Below are 15,562 nucleotides of genomic sequence, written 5' to 3' on the forward strand. Positions count from 1 at the left end.
TTTGCGGGTGAATTAGCAGATGCGCGGCAGTTGTTCGCCTACCGGAATGGCGATGACGCGGTTAGCGCCCATGGCGGTGCGTGCCACAAGCATGCGCGGGTGATCCGTGGTCACGGTGCCGATGCGCGCCGCTTCACGGCCGAGCGGATGCGCCTGCAACACCGACAGAACTACGTCGGCGCACTCGGGCGCGACGATGAAGGCGGCTTTGCCTTCGTTGGCAACGTAGACAGGATCGAGCCCGAGCAGTTCGCAGGCGGAGCGGACGTCGGGGCGAACTGGAATTGCGCGCTCGTCGAGGGCGATGCCCACATTCGAGGCTGACGCAATCTCATTCAGTGTGGAAGCGAGGCCGCCGCGCGTGGGATCGCGCATGGTGTGGACTGCGCCGCCGGCAGCCGAGAGCACGTTGGCGATGAGGCCGTTGAGGGCCGCGCAGTCGGAGCGAATCTGGCTTTCGAACTCGAGGCCTTCGCGGACGCTCATGATGGCCATGCCGTGATCGCCGATGGTGCCGGAGACGAGGATGGCATCACCTGGCTCGGCGAGTGCTGGCCCTACCGATATACCTGCACGGAGCAGCCCAACGCCAGTTGTGTTGATGTAGACGCCGTCGCCGTGGCCGCGCTCGACGACTTTCGTATCACCGGTGACGATCTGTACACCTGCCGTCTTTGCAGCAGCAGACATCTCCTGCACGATGGCGGCGAGCTGCGCTAACGGAAAGCCTTCTTCGAGAATGAAGCTTGCCGATAGGAATTTTGGTTCGGCGCCGGAGACAGCGAGGTCATTGACGGTGCCGTTGATGGCGAGCGCGCCGATGGATCCACCCGGAAAGAAGAGCGGCTGCACGACGAACGAGTCGGTGCTCATGGCGAGGCGGCCGGATGCGAGATCGAAGACCGCTGCGTCGCCGAGGTTTTCGAGGGCGGCGTTGCGGAAGGCGGGCAGAAACAGATGCTCGACGAGTTCGTTGCCGAGTTTGCCGCCGCCGCCGTGGCCCATCACGATTTCTGGGTAGTCGGCGAGCGGGAGCGGGCAGGACCAGGTGGAGAGGTCGATGGTGGCGGCAGTATCGGTTGTCATCGTCCTGCTCCTGCTAATTGTTCAAACGACAAGAACCGGCCGTAGTTGAAGTAGGCGGCGCAGGCGCCTTCGCTGGAGACCATGGTTGCGCCGAGTGGGCGCCGTGGCGTGCACTCCTTGCCGAACGCCGGGCACTCGCCGGGCTTGATGGCTCCACGGAGAACGTCGCCGGCGTGGCAGAGAGGCGACTCGACGGTGCGGATGCCCGAGATATGGAAGCGCTCCTCGGCGTCGAAGTCTCGATAGGCGGCGTTGAGCTTCCAGCCGCTGCGCGGGATGACGCCGATGCCGCGCCAGGCGCGATCTGTGGTCTCGAATACCTCCGAGAGCAGCCGCTGCGCTTCGAGATTGCCGGCGTAGCTGACGATGCGTTCGTAGGCGTTTTCGACGTGGTGCTCGCCGCGTTCGAGTTGAATGACGGCGCGGCGTATGCCGTCGAGCAGGTCGAGCGGCTCGAAGCCGGTGACGATGATGGGGATATTGAACTGATCGGCGAGCGGCGGATACTCCCAGTAGCCCATGACGCTGCAGACGTGTCCGGCGGCCAGGAACGCCTGCACCTGGTTGCCGGGCGAGGACATGATGGCGTCGATGGCCGGCGGAACGAGGACGTGCGAAACGAGCAGCGAGAAGTTCTTCAGGCCACGGCGTTTGGCCAGGTGCACGCTCATGGCGTTGGCGGGCGCAGTGGTTTCGAATCCTACGCCGAAGAATACGACTTGCCGGTCAGGGTTCTTGACGGCGAGTTCGACGGCGTCGAGCGGGGAGTAGACGACGCGCACGTCGCCGCCGCGGCCTTTGACCTGGAACAGATCGCTGTCGGTGCCGGGAACGCGCAGCATGTCGCCGAAGCTGCAGAAGATGACGCCGGGCTGCGCGGCGATGGCCAAGGCTTTGTCGATCAGTTCGAGCGGCGTGACGCACACGGGGCAGCCCGGACCGTGGACCATTTCCACGCCGACGGGCAGCATCTGGTCGATGCCGTTCTTGATAATGGAGTGGGTCTGGCCGCCGCAGACTTCCATGATCTTCCAGGGGCGCGTGGTGATGGCGTGAATTTCGCGCGCCACGCGCTGGGCGATTTCGCCGTTGCGGAACTCGTCGAGGTACTTCATTGGCGGTACTTCTTTCCGAGAAGCTGCGGCTCGGTGGAGGTGGCGGAATCGGGGAGGGCGCAGCTTCCGTCCGGGCAGTTGGATTGCGGGCGATCGGCGGCGCGGGCGAAGGCTTCTTCTTCGGTGGCGAGCTCTTCGTCGAGGACGCCCATGGCGCGGAAGGTGGCGAGGGTCTCCTCTGCGGTAGCCTCGTCGACTTTGGAGATGGCGAAGCCTACGTGCACGATGGCGTAGTCGCCGACGGCGATTTCAGGGACGTAGTCGAGGCAGACCTTTTTGACCACGCCGCCGAAGTTGACGCGGCCCATGCGGATCGGGCCGTCACTGGTGATCTCCTCTACGCGGCCGGGGATAGCGAGACACATTGCGGACCTCTCTGGAAGGGTTTATACGCCTGCCGGAGGATGATGCGGTGTGATTTGAATCACCGGTGGCGCATGCGCGCGGCCACTGCGAGTCAGGTGCCTCTACTTCTGCTTCGCTATGGCTTTGGCCTGGTTCTGGACTACGCGGGCTTTGACCATGTTCTTCACGAGGCCGGCGGGCAGGGGCTTGTCCCGAGCGAATTGGAGAGTGCCTTTGGCGGTGCGGTAGGTCTTTACGTCGTCGGCGAAGTCGTCGAGGAGCGAGGCGGACATGGGGAAGAAGCTGCAGTGCTCTTTGAAGGCGGCGTATCCGACGAGAGCGCCTTTGTAGCGGAAGGCGGGCATGCCGTAGCTGATGCACTCTTCGGCGTCTTTGGGCGCGGCGGCGCGAATGGTGGCGCGGACCTTCTCCAGCGTGGTGCGGGCGGGCTCGGGGACGCGGGCGAGATAGGCTTCGACGGCGGCTGTGCCGTTGGCGGTGGACTTGACGGATTTCATAGTTCTCCTCCCGTCTGACAATTTTTTGGGGAGCTCTGGAATTCTCGCTCGCATCATCTTCTCCGAGGCCCGCTAGACGTAGCTCTTCCGGTTTGGATCGAAGACGAATGGGTGTTTGTGCTGCTGAAAAAGGTCCAGAATCGCATTCGCTCCCTGCGTCAGCTTCAGATCGCATTCGCGGGATGTCAAAGGGGTCAGCCAAAGGAATTCGACTGGATCGCCGTCGAGGACCAGCTCCTCGCTGAGATTCTGGTCGGCTTTCACGAGGGGCGGCAGGAAGAATGCGGTGTCCATTTCGGTGCCCCAGAGGGATTCCGGCGGATTCCCGTTCGGGATGGTATGAAATGCGCCGATCCATGTTTTCAGGTCATGCGGAAAATGGGCCAGCCAGCGCATGAAATCGGAGTATTCCTTGCGCGGCTCGCGGCAATAAAAGATGATTTCAACGCGCCTTGGCACGTCGGGCTTGTGCCCGGTGTTCATGGGCAAATCGCTCATCCCCGACGTCACCAGCGTGCAGACTCCGTCGCCTAACTTGGGCCGGTTGTACTCAAACACATCAATGTGCGGGACGAGCCGAATGACTTCATGCCAGACCTGCGTGGCTTCGCCAAATCGGCGCTCATATATCTCGTCGCGTATCTTTCCGTACTCGGCAGATTTCTCTACAAAGCCTATCTGCGTTTGCTTCCAATCCTCATTGGAATAGCGGTGAATCGTCGATCCACCTGGTGAGACATCTGCTTCCGGCTTTTTGCCGGATCTGTCGAACAGGCCCATGTTTCTTCTCCCCGTGCAGGTCAACCCAGATCGTCCCATATCCGACGTGCGGAATGGGCGCAGTCACGAGCGTTGAAGCCGCTTGGTGCACTGCTTGCCCAGGTAGTCGAGCCATTCTGGCATACCTGCGCCGGTTTTGGCAGAGGTTTCGAAGATACGGATGCCGGGGCGGATTTCGCGGATGTTGCGGATGGCGGCTTCGCGATCGAAGCCGACGGCCTCGGCTATGTCGATTTTGGTGATGATGGCGGCGTCGGCCGAGTTGAACAGCGTGGGGTACTTGAGCGGCTTGTCCTCGCCCTCGGTGACGGACAGCAAGGCTACGCGGATGCGCTCGCCAAGGTCGTAGCTGGAGGGGCAGACGAGATTGCCGACGTTCTCGATGAAGAGGTAGTCGAGGTCCTCCGGACGGGTCTGGTCCCACGTATCGAGGTGAGTGCGCACCATCTCGGCTTCGAGGTGGCAGATGCCGTGGGTGTTGATCTGGCGGACGGGGACGCCGCTGGCGGCAAGGCGGCGGGCGTCGTTGTCGGTCTCGAGATCGCCCACCAGCGCGGCGGCGCGCAAGCCTTGCTGGCGCAGGGCAGTGAGGGTCTTCTGCAGGAACTCGGTTTTGCCGGTGCCGGGGCTGGAGACGAGGTTGAGGACGAGGACGCCGGCGGCCTCAAAGCGGGCGCGGAGCTGGCGGGCGAGTTCGTCGTTCTTCTTCAGGATTCCCTGGCGGAGTTCTACGATGCGGGTGGTCATGGGGCGACAACCTCCGGGGCGTCTTCGATTTCTATGGATTCGATCTCCAACTCGCGGCCAGTGCGGACGTCGGTGGCGGGCGCATCGCAGTGCGGGCAGTGGAAGTGCTGGAGGCTTGGGAGCGCGCCGTCGCGTCCGCAGGCTTGGCAGTGGACGGTGACGGGGACGGTGTTGACCACGAGCTTGGAGGCGGCCAGGGGGGTGCCTTCGATGGCGATGCCGTAGCAGAACTGGAGCGAGTCCTCGATGACGGCGGAGAGGGCTCCGACGCGGAGGCGGACCTGGAGCACGCGGGCGCCGGGATAGTTCGCGAGGGACTCGGTGACCGACTCGACCACGCTGGTCACGATGGAAAGCTCATGCATCGAATGGGATTCTACGCCGGGGGAGGGGTGTGGGCGGGTGATCTGGCTCACTTGGGATGAGGCTAAAGGCAGGGATTTGGGATTAGGGCTTGGGGAGTAGGGGATACAAATGCAGGGACAATGGGACAGTCAGGGGATTTTGGGCAGGGATATCCTGTGTGGCTCGTTGGCGTGGGGTAAAGCGACAGGGTGATGGAGTGTCAGGAGGCTCCTTTGGCTAGTTAGCGTGTCAGCCGGTCAGCTACTCGGCGGTTAGCTGGCGGTTGGAACTCCCAGGCCGCTCTTGGTGAGGGGGGAGGGGGTGGGGGGTGCCTTCTTCCAAGGAGCCAGGGGGGCCTCGGGCATGGTCTTGCCGGACAGGATCTGCTCGAGCATGGCCTGGACGTGGTTTGTGTCGTCCTTTGAGGCCTTTGCAGGCGTCTGCCGGAGGGTTGCCGCAGGGGGGAGGGGGGTGGGGGTGGCTGCTGGTTGGGGCTGCGGTGATTTGGAGTGCTGGTTGGTGCGGCGGGAGCCTACGGCGATCTGTGTGGCGTAGAGGAGTTTTGCGGCCTCGGCGGTGGTGAAGACTTCGAGGACCAGGCCATGGGTGACGCAGGCCAGGAAGGCGTCGATGGTGGCGGGGGTTAGGAAGGGCATGGCGCGGCGGTAGGCTCGGTTGACGCGGGCGAGAGATTCAGGACTGTGGTCGTTGCGTGCGTCGTCTTCGGCACACGCTTTGTTGTAGGCGTCGAGGCAGTGCTGTACGGCTTGTTCTGGTGTGATGGTCGTGGTCATGGTTGTACCTTTCGTAAATGTGGTTGTGGTTTCACCCGGTCGCGGTGAGTTGTGCGGGCGCGGGAGTCCCCTCCCCGGTCCCCAAAAGCTAGGGACCGGGGGCACCCGGCGCCCGGGGTGCGGCGAACTGCTGCTTCGCCGGGTGGCGCACAGTAGATTCGTGGTGAGTGAAGTTCCTTCCCGCCCAAGAGGAACTTGGGGCACCCGCTTCCTTGGAAGGCAGCGATCGGGCAAAAGAAAATGCCCGCCGGATTGGGGTCCGGCGGGCACTGTTTTTTGCTCCTATTAATAGGCTAGCAAATTCGAAGAGTTATCCGCAATTAGTTTTCCACATTTTGGAATGATTGGATTCATGAACTTAAGTCGGTTTTCCACATGCGGGGGGGGACTTGACAACGATTCTTGAAGGAGCACAGCCGACGCCCGGCGTTGGGCTCCGCCCTGATCCCCAAAGGCTAGGAACCAAGGACACCCTGCGCTCGGCTCACGGCGAGGGCGTGCAGAATCATGACCTGGGTCGTGCAAACCGGCTAACATTGCGGCCATGGACGAGTTGCGGCCCGGGGGCTTCGTCAGCACTGGCGATTACCGCGAACAATGGAGTTGCTTCGACGCGGAGAGGCGGCGTCTTCTGATCCGTCTATCTGCACTCGCGGGTGGGCTTGCCGTTTCTGTTCTCTTACTCTTCTCTAGATTGAGTGATCCCCATTCGCCGGTCGTTGTGCGCGTCGCAATCTCCGGTTCGTTCGTACTGCTTGTCATTGCGTTCCTTGCGCAATGGTTCTTCTTCGTCTGGGAGATGGGAACCTGGCCTTGTCCGAGATGTGCAGAGCGTTTCTTTCTTTCGGCTTTTGCCTTCGATCCTTTTTTTACCCGTCGGTGTAGGCACTGCGGCTTGCTTCGGCTGAAGAATGCGGAAGTCAGGAATGTCGATCCAGAGTGAAATCGGCGACTGCGCGGAACTGGCGAAAAGCAACTGCGGATCCCTCGGTCCGCTGAAGACGACGCGCGGACTTTCGGGATGACACTTCTGTGGGGGAACGAGCCTCACGTTCGAGCTTGCATCCCACCCCGGTCCCCAAATGCCAGGGACTGGGTACCGACACGCCGACCGCCGCACTGTCGTAGACTCTCCTTCGAGATGAGACGCAGACGACTACTCCGACCAGTTTGGTTTCTTGCTGTGCTACTCCCCGTCACTCTCCTGAGCCAGAGCGCTCCTCCTGGTGCCCAACAAGTCGCGCCGATCCCAATGCCGAGCGACCGCGCCTCTGACTCTTACCTGATTTACTCGAGCCTGATGCCTCTCGGCGAAACGGTCGGTGCAGGTTGGCCGCACGATCTGTGGCTAGTTCAAGACACAACGGTTCTGGCAGTGCCTCTGGATCAGCCGTGTCGGGAACGCCCCACGGCGAATGCAGGACACGATTGGGGCATGAACCCGCACAATGGAGTGCATCCTCCTAAAGCTCGCGAGCAGGACTTCAAGGAAATCCTCCAAGACTTCGATGCTCATTGCCATGAGGTCCTGTCGCTGAGCGCGACTGCCTGGCAGACGACGGTTCCGGTCCATCTTCTGACGCCAACGGAACAGGCTGAGTTCCAGAACACGCGTTGGGAGAAGGCCGACGAGGCAGCGAGGGCCAAGTACAAAGGCGCGCCCGCTCTATACGGTTTTAGCGAGGTCTATTTCAACGAGCACCATACCGTGGCTCTTGTGTATGCCACGCATTGGTGCGGCGGACTATGCGGGGAGGGGTTTTGGATCGCTTTCGCGCTAGAGAATGGGCAATGGAAGCGGCAGAATTGGGCAGCGATGCGGTGGATTTCGTAGCGGGGCGGAGGCGAGGTTCAGATCGACAAAAATCAAATGCTGATCATGCTGGTGATTGGCGATTTGGAACGGTAGGCGCAGTAAGCAGCACAGGATCAGATGTGTATTGCAGCCTACTCGGAAGTGGCGAAAAGCAACTGCGGATCCCTCGGTCCGCTGAAGAAGGCGCGCGGACTTTCGGGATGACACTTCTGTTGGGGGAGCGGGCTTGACGTTCGAGCTTACATCCAACCCCGGTCCCCAAATGCGAGGCGACGGGGGCACCCGCTCGAATAGCAGATTCCCGCTGGGAATGACAGCAAGAAAAGCAAGAACAAATGCAAGGGCAAAAGCGGGTTCTTCTCCTGCGGCTCAGAATGACAAATTTGTGGGACGGGTTCGGTAGTATGGTGGCAAAGGACTTCCCCGTGGCCGAATCAAATCTGGTGTCCCATTCTGCTGTTGCTACCCCTTCCCGTCTTCATTTGAGTGAGCTGGCGCCTGGCGCTGTGCAGTCGGAGATTCGCGCGATGACTACCGCGTGCGACGCCATTGGCGGCATCAACCTGGCGCAGGGGGTGTGCGATACGCCGGTTCCGCAGCCGGTGGAGGCCGAAGCGTTTGAGGCGGTCCGGAGGGGCGACAACATCTATACGCGGATGGACGGGATTGCGCGGCTGCGCACGGCGATTGCCGAAAAGCAGCAGCGCGACTATGGGCTGGATTACGACGCCCAGACCGAGGTGCTGGTGGCGTCGGGGGCGACGGCGGGGCTGCATGCGGCGGCGATGGCGCTGCTCAATCCCGGCGACGAGGTGATCCTGTTCGAGCCGTTCTACGGGTATCACGTGGCGACGCTGAAGTCGCAGCGGGTGACGCCGGTTCTGGTGGCGCTGGCCGATGGCGACTTTGCGCTGGATGTGGATGCTCTGCGGGCGGCGATTACGCCGCGGACCCGGGCGATCCTGCTGAATACGCCGGCGAATCCGAGCGGCAAGGTGTTTACCCAGGCGGAGACCGAGGCGGTGGCCGAGGTTTGCCTGGAGCACGACCTGTTCCTGTTTACCGATGAGATTTACGAGTACTTCGTCTACGACGGCGATCGGCACGTTGCGCCCGCGACGCTTCCGGGAATGCGGGAGCGGACGATTGTGATCTCGGGGTTCTCGAAAACCTTCTCGATCACGGGCTGGCGGCTGGGGTACGTGACGGCGGACGCGCGATGGATGGGGGCGATGGCCTACTTCCACGACCTGACATATGTGTGCGCGCCTGCACCGTTCCAGCACGGAGCGGCAGCGGGGCTGGAGCAGTTGCCGGCGAGCTTCTACCAGCAGATCGCGGCGGATCACCAGTCGAAGCGGGAACGGATTGTGTCGGCACTGCGGGAGGCGGGGCTGACCCCGACGGTTCCGGCGGGCGCGTATTACGTGCTGGCAGAGACTGGTCCGCTGGCGGGGGCGAATGCGGCGGAGAAGGCGCGGACGCTGCTGCGCGAGACGGGTGTGGCGGCGGTGGCGGGGAGTGCGTTCTTCCGCAAAGGGCGGGGCGAGAACCTGCTGCGGTTCTGCTTTGCCAAGCAGGATGCGGCGCTGGATGAGGCGTGTGCGCGGCTCCGGCACCTGCGGTGCGGCTGACTGCCGCTTCGCGGCCAGAGTGCCGGTGAGGGATTGATTTGGCTGCTCCGCTATGGATCTTCAGCAGCCTGACATTGGCGGGCTGGAGAGGGAATTCATCGCGCACCTACGGCGCGCGCGGAGGTTAGAGGCTGGCGGACCCAGGAGTGTGCGCTGCGCGCTTCTCCTGGCACCTGCGGTGCGGCTGACTGCCGCTTCGCGGCCAGAGTGCCGGTGAGGGATTGATTTGGCTGCTCCGCTATGGATCTTCAGCAGCCTGACATTGGCGGGCTGGTGAGAGAATTCATCGCGCACCTACGGCGCGCGCGGAGGTTAGGTTCCGGCTGGGCATTGGCGATTAGGCGTTGCCGAGGTCGTCGGCGGGAGCGTGGGGGGCTTCCCTTTCGGGCTCGAGACGGCCGCGGTACATGCCGTCGGTATTGCAGAGGGTGCATCGCCACGGGTAGTAGCCGAAGAGGGAATACACAAATCTCTCAAGGATTCCGCGCCTCGTGCGTCGCTCGAGAAAGGGCTGTTTGCAATTCCGGCAGATCATGGGGAAATCCTGATCGAATGAGATGGACCCTAAATGCGGAGTCTAACGAGCTAATTCAGCAACGCGCAAGCGATCAAGAGACTGAAAAACAGGTGTTACCAGCGAACCGGCGGAAATTACCTGCCGGATGAGGGCAGGACTCCATTGCCTGGTGCACGAAGTTCGAAGCTGTTTTTCGGCTCTTTATACAGGCCGGGTGGATGCCGGAGCGTTGTGCCGGGCCTGGCTGGCGGGGTTTGGCGACTGGGAAGCAGAGTGCTTCGCATCTCGATCGGGAAAGTGCTTGTGGTAGAAGGCGACTTTCCGGCACATGACACATTCCCAGGGGTAGAGGCCAAAGAGGGGCAAGACCTTGAGTTGAAGAAAGCCCTCTCTGCTTTCGCGGCGGAGAGCATTAATGGCACCGCATTTGCGACAAACCATGGATCGGCCCTTTCCGAGTAGATGAACGACGCGGACCTGCCTGCCCAGAAGACGATGTGGGTGATGGAAACGATGCGGGTCGCGGTAAATACGGCGGCGCGTTCCATTCGCGCTTGGTAATTACCTTCGCTCCAGACCGCCACCCTTTGAGGTGACAGCCGTCACGGTTAGTTGTGGCGGGAATCCCGAAAACGTTACAGAAGCTCGGCTGGTTCTGGTTTGGGAGGGCGTGACCGCGGTCCGCAGTGTTGGGAGTTGCAGAGTTACAAAGTGACAAAGTTACAAAGTGGGTGCACCCCGGGGTCGTGGGGTAACGCGTAAAGAGCAAAGGCAAGGGCAACCGCGGATTCCTCTGCTTCGCCTCGGGATGACACTTGGGTGGGAGAGCTGGCTTGGTGTGGCGAGCGGAGGTTAGGACAAGCAGATTCTCTGCGGGAAAAGCAACGGCAAAAGCGAGGGCGAGGGTTTAGAAGAGGTCGGGGATGCTGTGGAAAGCGATGCGGGTGGGAGCGGCCTTCCAGGCGGTGAGCATGGTGGCGGGGGCGAGGGTGCTGAGGCCGTACTTGTTGTTGATCTGGTCCATGACCTTGAGGAGCTTGGCGCGGCTCTGTTCGTCTTCGGTAGCGTCGAAGAGGGAGAGGGTGTGAAGGCGGTCGGGGATGAGGCCGTTGAGGGTGACACCGACGAAGTAGGGGGTGTTGGAAGGGCCGCCGGCGGGCTGCTGGTCCCAGAGCTTGCGGAGGGCGGCGATGAGGGTGGTGTTGTCCTGCGACTCGGTGATGCGGAGTTCGGCGTGGAAGCCTTTGGCGGGGACACCAAAGCTGGAGACGGGGGTGGGGGAACCATCTGAGGCGCGGGGCACGGAGAAGCCGACGGCGAGCCCGACGGCGGAGGCCCAGAGGTGGTTGGAGCGGAGGCGCATAGCGGCCTTGTGGAGGAGCTTGTGGGCGACGGCCCAGGCCTGGTCGCGGGTGCGCATGTCGGGGGAGAGGACGTGCTGGTGGCTGATGGACTTGAGGTGGTCGGTTTCGGACATCTCGAAGTCTTCGCCGCGGAGCCAGTGCCAGAGACGGGTGCCCCAGACCGATCCCCAGAGCTGGCCGGACTGGTCTGCATCAAGGGCCATGAGCTGGGCCATGGTGGTGATGCCCTTATCGTTGAGGCGCTTTTCGGTTTTGGCGCCGATGCCGGGGAGGTCGCGGAGGGTGAGGCGGGCGAGGGCCTCGGGGAGGATGTCTTTGGGGAGGGCGACGAGGCCGTCGGGCTTTTCCATGTCGCTGGCGACCTTGGCGAGGTAGCGGTTGGTGGCGAGGCCGACGGAGCTGCGGAGGCAGTCGCCGACGCGGGCGCGGATGGTGGATTTTACTTTTCGGCCGAGTTCGAGGGCGGCGAGGAGGGGGCGCTCGCGGCCCATGAGGCGGCAGGCCATCTCATCGATGGAACAGACGGCGGTAACGGGGAGGCAGCTTTCGACGGCTTCGACAACGCGATGGTGGTATTCGGTGTAGAGCTCGTGGCGGCCTTCGACGAAGACGATGCCGGGGCACATGCGGCGGGCGTCGGCGACGACGGTTCCGGTGCGGACGCCGAAGGCTTTGGCTTCGTAACTTGCGGCAATGCAGACGGTTGTGTCGGCGAGCATGGGGACGACGCCGACGGGCTTGCCGCGCAGCTCGGGGCGGTCCTGCTGCTCGACGGAGGCGAAGTAGGAATTGAGGTCGACGAAGAGCCAGTTGAGGTGGGGGCCCTGGGAATCGGACCTAACCTCTCTGCTTTCAGCGTGTGAAACGAACCCCGGCGCCGGCACGTCTAAACCGTCAGAATTCCGAGTATCGCTGGGTTGTTCCATGGTGGGATTATCGCGCAATCAAATCTCGGGCGGGCGTATGGCTAATGCAGTTTTTCGAATGCTAAACTGATTCGCACAGCACCGCAGAGAAGTGATTGGGACAGGAAACAGCACCCGGAAACGGGGATGCATCTGATCAAGAGGGAGTCGTGGATAGCACGAGCCTGTTATGCATACATTGATTCAATGGTTGATGTCGAGCGGGAGCCTTCTGGCACTGGTTGTGACAGCGGGGGTAGCAGTGTTGCTGGTCTGCTGCCTGGGCTGCGCGAAGTGTCCTTGCCGCGAGAAAGACGACATATTCAGCCGTCACGAAGTTTAGATCAGAGACTTCTGCGGGTGGATTCAAGGGAAATCCTGTGATTTGGGCTGAATCAGGGCGCGGGTGAGCTGCGCTCGAATTCCACGTTTCGCAATTTGTGAGATTGAGCGGCCTGGGCACGTAAACCCGCGATCGGACATTTCCGTCTTAACGGGCAGAGCATACACAACCTTCCCTCGGGCGCGGCGCTTGCCGCGCCTATTTTTGTGCGCGCGAGGAGCCTGAGGGGCGATTTGTGAACCGCGCTATTTGTGTCGGCGGCTACTCCGGCGGGTGATGACTGTCACAGCGGAGTGCTTCCCCCAGGGAGGACCATACTTGGGGTTTTGGGCTGGGGCGGCTGCGCCAGTATGCGATACGCAGCGCCGATAGGCCGGAAGCCACGAGGTTAGGAGCGATGAACGCTCAGGAAAAGCTGGATCGAGGACTGCTCCGCGTGGACGAAGCGGAGTGCAAGGGATGCGGGTTGTGCATTGAGGCATGCCCACCGAAGGTGATTGGCCTGAGCGAGGGGCTGAATCATTACGGCTATCGCACGGCGGTGTACGCGGGCAGGGGCTGCACAGGATGCGGGATTTGCTTCCTGGCATGCCCTGAGCCGGGTGCGCTTACGGTTTATCGCGCGGTGTTGAAGCGGCCGGTTGCTGTGGATCGAACGCTGGGCGGTCAGTCGGCAGGGGGAGGCATGGCATGCGCAAGCAACTGATGAAGGGCAACGATGCGCTGATGAAGAGCGCGATTCTTGCCGGGTGCCGCGCGTTCTATGGGTATCCCATTACCCCGGCGAGCGAGATAACTGAGGCTGCTGCGCTGTATATGCCGAAGGCCGGCGGAGTGTTTCTGCAGGCAGAAAGCGAAGTGGCGGCGATCAACATGCTGTATGGCGCTTCGTCGGCCGGGATGCGGTGCATGACGGCTTCGAGCGGCCCGGGGATTGCGCTGATGCAGGAAGGCATCAGCTACATGGCCGGAGCGGAGTTGCCATGCGTGATTGCCGATATCAGCCGCGGAGGGCCGGGGCTGGGCAACATCGCCGCGGAGCAGAGCGACTATCACATGGTTGTGAAGGGCGGCGGGAACGGATGTTATCGCACGCTGGTGCTGGCTCCCTATTCCGTGCAGGAGATGGCGGATCTGACGGCACTGGCGTTCGATTGGGCCGACAGATATCGCACGCCGGTTGTGATTCTCACCGATGGTTTTGTGGGACAGATGATGGAGCCGGTGGAGTTTCATGCAGCGGCGACTTTGCCGGAACCGCCGGCCTGGGCAGTGACGGGCCATCGAGAGACGCGCGGGAATCTGATTACGTCGCTGCATATCGGCATTGATGAATTGGAAGAGCACAATCGCAGGCTGGAAGCGAAGTATCAAAGTGCACAGCACGAAGCGCGCGTTGAAGAGTTCTGCATGAAAGATGCGGAGATCGTGCTCGTGGGCTATGGAATCGTGGGGCGCATTCTCAAGGCCGTCACGGCCGAGGCGCGCGCGGAGGGCATCCCCGTGGGGGTGATACGGCCGATCTCGCTCTATCCGTTCCCTGCCGCATCCCTGCGTAAGGCCGTCGGCCATGGGCTTGTGTTTGCCGTAGTGGAAATGAGCATGGGACAGATGGTGGACGACGTGAGGCTTGCGCTGAATGGAATGCGGCCCGTGGAGTTCTATGGGCGCTGTGGAGGCAATGTGCCTTCGCACGATGAGGTCCTTTGCATGGTTCGCAAGCTCGCGAGCGATTTTGGCTGCCACAACATCTCCGCACAGGAGAAGGAGCAGATGGTCCATGCGTGAGGACGTCGCAGATTTCACGATTGCACATGAGAAGGCGCAGTCGTTCTATGCAAGCTATGAGCGCAAGGGCGAACTGCAGCACCAGACGCACTATTGCCCGGGGTGCGGGCATGGCGTGATCCACAAGATGCTGGCGCGGGCGATTGATGAGATGGGCATTCAGGATCGGACTATTCTGATCAGCCCGGTGGGATGCTCGGTGTTCGCGTACTACTACTTCGACGTGGGGAATATTCAGGCTGCGCACGGACGCGCGCCCGCGGTGGCGACCGCGGCGAAGCGCAGCAGGCCCCACAGCGTGGTGATCAGCTACCAGGGCGATGGGGATCTGTCAGCGATTGGGTCCGGCGAGATTCTGCACGCGGCGAATCGCGGCGAGAACATCACGGTGATCTTCGTGAACAATGCGATCTATTCGATGACGGGCGGGCAGGCCGCGCCGACGACGCTGATCGGGCAGAAGAGCACGACGACGCCGTGCGGACGCAGCGCCGCGAACGAAGGCTATCCGCTGCGCGTGAGCGAGATGCTGGCGACACTGGAGGCGCCGGTTTATATCGAGCGCGTGGGGCTGGGCGACAACAAACAGATTGCGCAGGCGGCGCGGGCGATCAAGCGCGGCGTTGAGAACCAGGTGAAGGGACTGGGGTTCTCGCTGATCGAAGTGCTTTCGCCGTGCCCTACGATCTGGAAGATGTCGGCAGTGGATGCGCAGCGCTGGGTGCGCGACGTGATGGAGAAGACGTATCCGCTGGGCGTGTTGTGCGACCGCACGAAGGAAGCGCGCGTTCACGCGATGCCGGCTGCAGCGCCCCCGCTTGAGGAGTTGCCGCGGCTGCTGGATATTCCCGAGGATGATCCGGCTGTGGATGTGCCAGAGGGCGCGGCGAAGGCGGTGGATCTGCAGGTACGGGTGGCGGGATTCGGCGGTCAGGGCGTGCTGCTGCTGGGCGAGGTTCTGGCCGAAGCGGGGTTGGATGCGGGGCTCGAGGTGTCGTGGCTGCCGTCGTATGGGCCGGAGATGCGCTCGGGGACATCGAACTGCCATGTGCGGATTTCGAACGAGACGATTGATTCGCCGATGGTGTCGTCGCCGAATATGCTGATTGCGATGAACGAGCCCTCGCTGCGCAAGTTTGTGGCGACGGTGCGGCCGGGCGGGTGGATTCTGTACAACGGAGATGCGATTCCCGCAGACTGCGTGCGCAGCGATGTGCACGAGCTTTCCATTCCGTTTACACACGTGGCGGATGAGATCGGCGATGCGCGCATTACGAATATGGTGATGCTGGGCGCGCTGCTGGAGATCACAGGGGCGCTGCCGCAGGCGAGTGTGGATTCCGCGTTGAAACGCTTGGTGAAGAGCGCGCGGTGGTACGAACTGGATGAGAGGGCGCTGGAACGCGGGCGGGAGATTTATTGCGGATCGCTGGCGGTGATTTGAGCAGGCACCGGGGCTCCCGCC

Annotated in this window: 16 protein-coding genes; 6 read left to right on the forward strand and 10 right to left on the reverse strand. The window is 62.2% G+C overall.

The window, feature by feature from the left end:
* Window positions 1-12: 12 nt before the first annotated feature.
* The 8 genes from hypE to MOP44_RS03535 all read right to left on the reverse strand — a co-directional run bounded on the left by hypE (window position 13) and on the right by MOP44_RS03535 (window position 5,730).
* Complete coding sequence (hypE, locus tag MOP44_RS03500) at window positions 13-1,086, reverse strand: hydrogenase expression/formation protein HypE (protein ID WP_260794517.1); 1,074 nt, start codon at window positions 1,084-1,086, stop codon at window positions 13-15.
* Window positions 1,083-2,201 (reverse strand): hydrogenase formation protein HypD, encoded by a 1,119-nt coding sequence (gene hypD / locus MOP44_RS03505; RefSeq protein ID WP_260794518.1) that lies wholly within the window; start codon window positions 2,199-2,201, stop codon window positions 1,083-1,085. The genes hypE and hypD overlap by 4 nt, the downstream gene beginning before the upstream one ends.
* On the reverse strand, window positions 2,198-2,566 hold the full coding sequence (locus MOP44_RS03510) for a HypC/HybG/HupF family hydrogenase formation chaperone (protein WP_260794519.1): 369 nt from the start codon (window positions 2,564-2,566) through the stop codon (window positions 2,198-2,200). Before MOP44_RS03510 ends, hypD begins: the two co-directional genes overlap by 4 nt.
* A gap of 102 nt (window positions 2,567-2,668) precedes the next feature.
* Window positions 2,669-3,064 (reverse strand): iron chaperone, encoded by a 396-nt coding sequence (locus MOP44_RS03515; protein ID WP_260794520.1) that lies wholly within the window; start codon window positions 3,062-3,064, stop codon window positions 2,669-2,671.
* Between the two features lie 72 nt (window positions 3,065-3,136).
* Window positions 3,137-3,844, reverse strand: a complete 708-nt coding sequence (locus MOP44_RS03520; protein WP_260794521.1) for a suppressor of fused domain protein — start codon at window positions 3,842-3,844, stop codon at window positions 3,137-3,139.
* 63 nt (window positions 3,845-3,907) lie between these two features.
* Window positions 3,908-4,591, reverse strand: coding sequence for a hydrogenase nickel incorporation protein HypB (gene hypB, locus MOP44_RS03525; RefSeq protein ID WP_260794522.1), 684 nt, complete (start codon window positions 4,589-4,591; stop codon window positions 3,908-3,910).
* Window positions 4,588-4,956 (reverse strand): hydrogenase maturation nickel metallochaperone HypA, encoded by a 369-nt coding sequence (gene hypA, locus MOP44_RS03530; RefSeq protein ID WP_260794523.1) that lies wholly within the window; start codon window positions 4,954-4,956, stop codon window positions 4,588-4,590. The genes hypB and hypA overlap by 4 nt, the downstream gene beginning before the upstream one ends.
* Window positions 4,957-5,208: 252 nt before the next feature.
* A complete protein-coding gene (locus MOP44_RS03535) occupies window positions 5,209-5,730 on the reverse strand; it encodes a hypothetical protein (protein ID WP_260794524.1) in 522 nt (173 codons plus the stop codon).
* 544 nt (window positions 5,731-6,274) lie between these two features.
* On the opposite strand from MOP44_RS03535, the gene MOP44_RS03540 reads away from it, so the two are divergent.
* The 3 genes from MOP44_RS03540 to MOP44_RS03550 all read left to right on the forward strand — a co-directional run bounded on the left by MOP44_RS03540 (window position 6,275) and on the right by MOP44_RS03550 (window position 9,180).
* Window positions 6,275-6,673, forward strand: a complete 399-nt coding sequence (locus tag MOP44_RS03540; protein WP_260794525.1) for a hypothetical protein — start codon at window positions 6,275-6,277, stop codon at window positions 6,671-6,673.
* A gap of 198 nt (window positions 6,674-6,871) precedes the next feature.
* Complete coding sequence (locus MOP44_RS03545; protein ID WP_260794526.1) at window positions 6,872-7,564, forward strand: hypothetical protein; 693 nt, start codon at window positions 6,872-6,874, stop codon at window positions 7,562-7,564.
* A 509-nt stretch (window positions 7,565-8,073) separates the two neighbouring features.
* Window positions 8,074-9,180 (forward strand): pyridoxal phosphate-dependent aminotransferase, encoded by a 1,107-nt coding sequence (locus MOP44_RS03550; RefSeq protein WP_260794527.1) that lies wholly within the window; start codon window positions 8,074-8,076, stop codon window positions 9,178-9,180.
* A 337-nt stretch (window positions 9,181-9,517) separates the two neighbouring features.
* On the opposite strand, the gene MOP44_RS03555 is transcribed toward MOP44_RS03550, so the two are convergent.
* Together MOP44_RS03555 and MOP44_RS03560 are read right to left on the reverse strand one after the other, a co-directional pair.
* Window positions 9,518-9,646 (reverse strand): hypothetical protein, encoded by a 129-nt coding sequence (locus tag MOP44_RS03555; RefSeq protein WP_260794528.1) that lies wholly within the window; start codon window positions 9,644-9,646, stop codon window positions 9,518-9,520.
* 958 nt (window positions 9,647-10,604) lie between these two features.
* The gene (locus tag MOP44_RS03560) at window positions 10,605-11,987 is read right to left on the reverse strand and encodes a DNA polymerase Y family protein (RefSeq protein WP_260794529.1); all 1,383 of its coding nucleotides are present in this window, start codon (window positions 11,985-11,987) and stop codon (window positions 10,605-10,607) included.
* A gap of 719 nt (window positions 11,988-12,706) precedes the next feature.
* Here MOP44_RS03560 and MOP44_RS03565 point away from each other — a divergent pair.
* From MOP44_RS03565 to MOP44_RS03575, 3 genes are read left to right on the forward strand one after another with little or no spacing between them, the layout of a single operon-like run.
* On the forward strand, window positions 12,707-13,015 hold the full coding sequence (locus tag MOP44_RS03565) for a 4Fe-4S dicluster domain-containing protein (RefSeq protein ID WP_260794530.1): 309 nt from the start codon (window positions 12,707-12,709) through the stop codon (window positions 13,013-13,015).
* Window positions 13,000-14,097, forward strand: coding sequence for a 3-methyl-2-oxobutanoate dehydrogenase subunit VorB (gene vorB, locus MOP44_RS03570; protein ID WP_260794531.1), 1,098 nt, complete (start codon window positions 13,000-13,002; stop codon window positions 14,095-14,097). Before MOP44_RS03565 ends, vorB begins: the two co-directional genes overlap by 16 nt.
* Complete coding sequence (locus MOP44_RS03575; RefSeq protein WP_260794533.1) at window positions 14,090-15,541, forward strand: 2-oxoacid:acceptor oxidoreductase family protein; 1,452 nt, start codon at window positions 14,090-14,092, stop codon at window positions 15,539-15,541. The genes vorB and MOP44_RS03575 overlap by 8 nt, the downstream gene beginning before the upstream one ends.
* The last annotated feature ends 21 nt before the right edge of the window (window positions 15,542-15,562 follow it).

This window comes from Occallatibacter riparius (assembly GCF_025264625.1).
In the GTDB taxonomy this organism is placed as follows: Bacteria; Acidobacteriota; Terriglobia; order Terriglobales; family Acidobacteriaceae; genus Telmatobacter; species Telmatobacter riparius.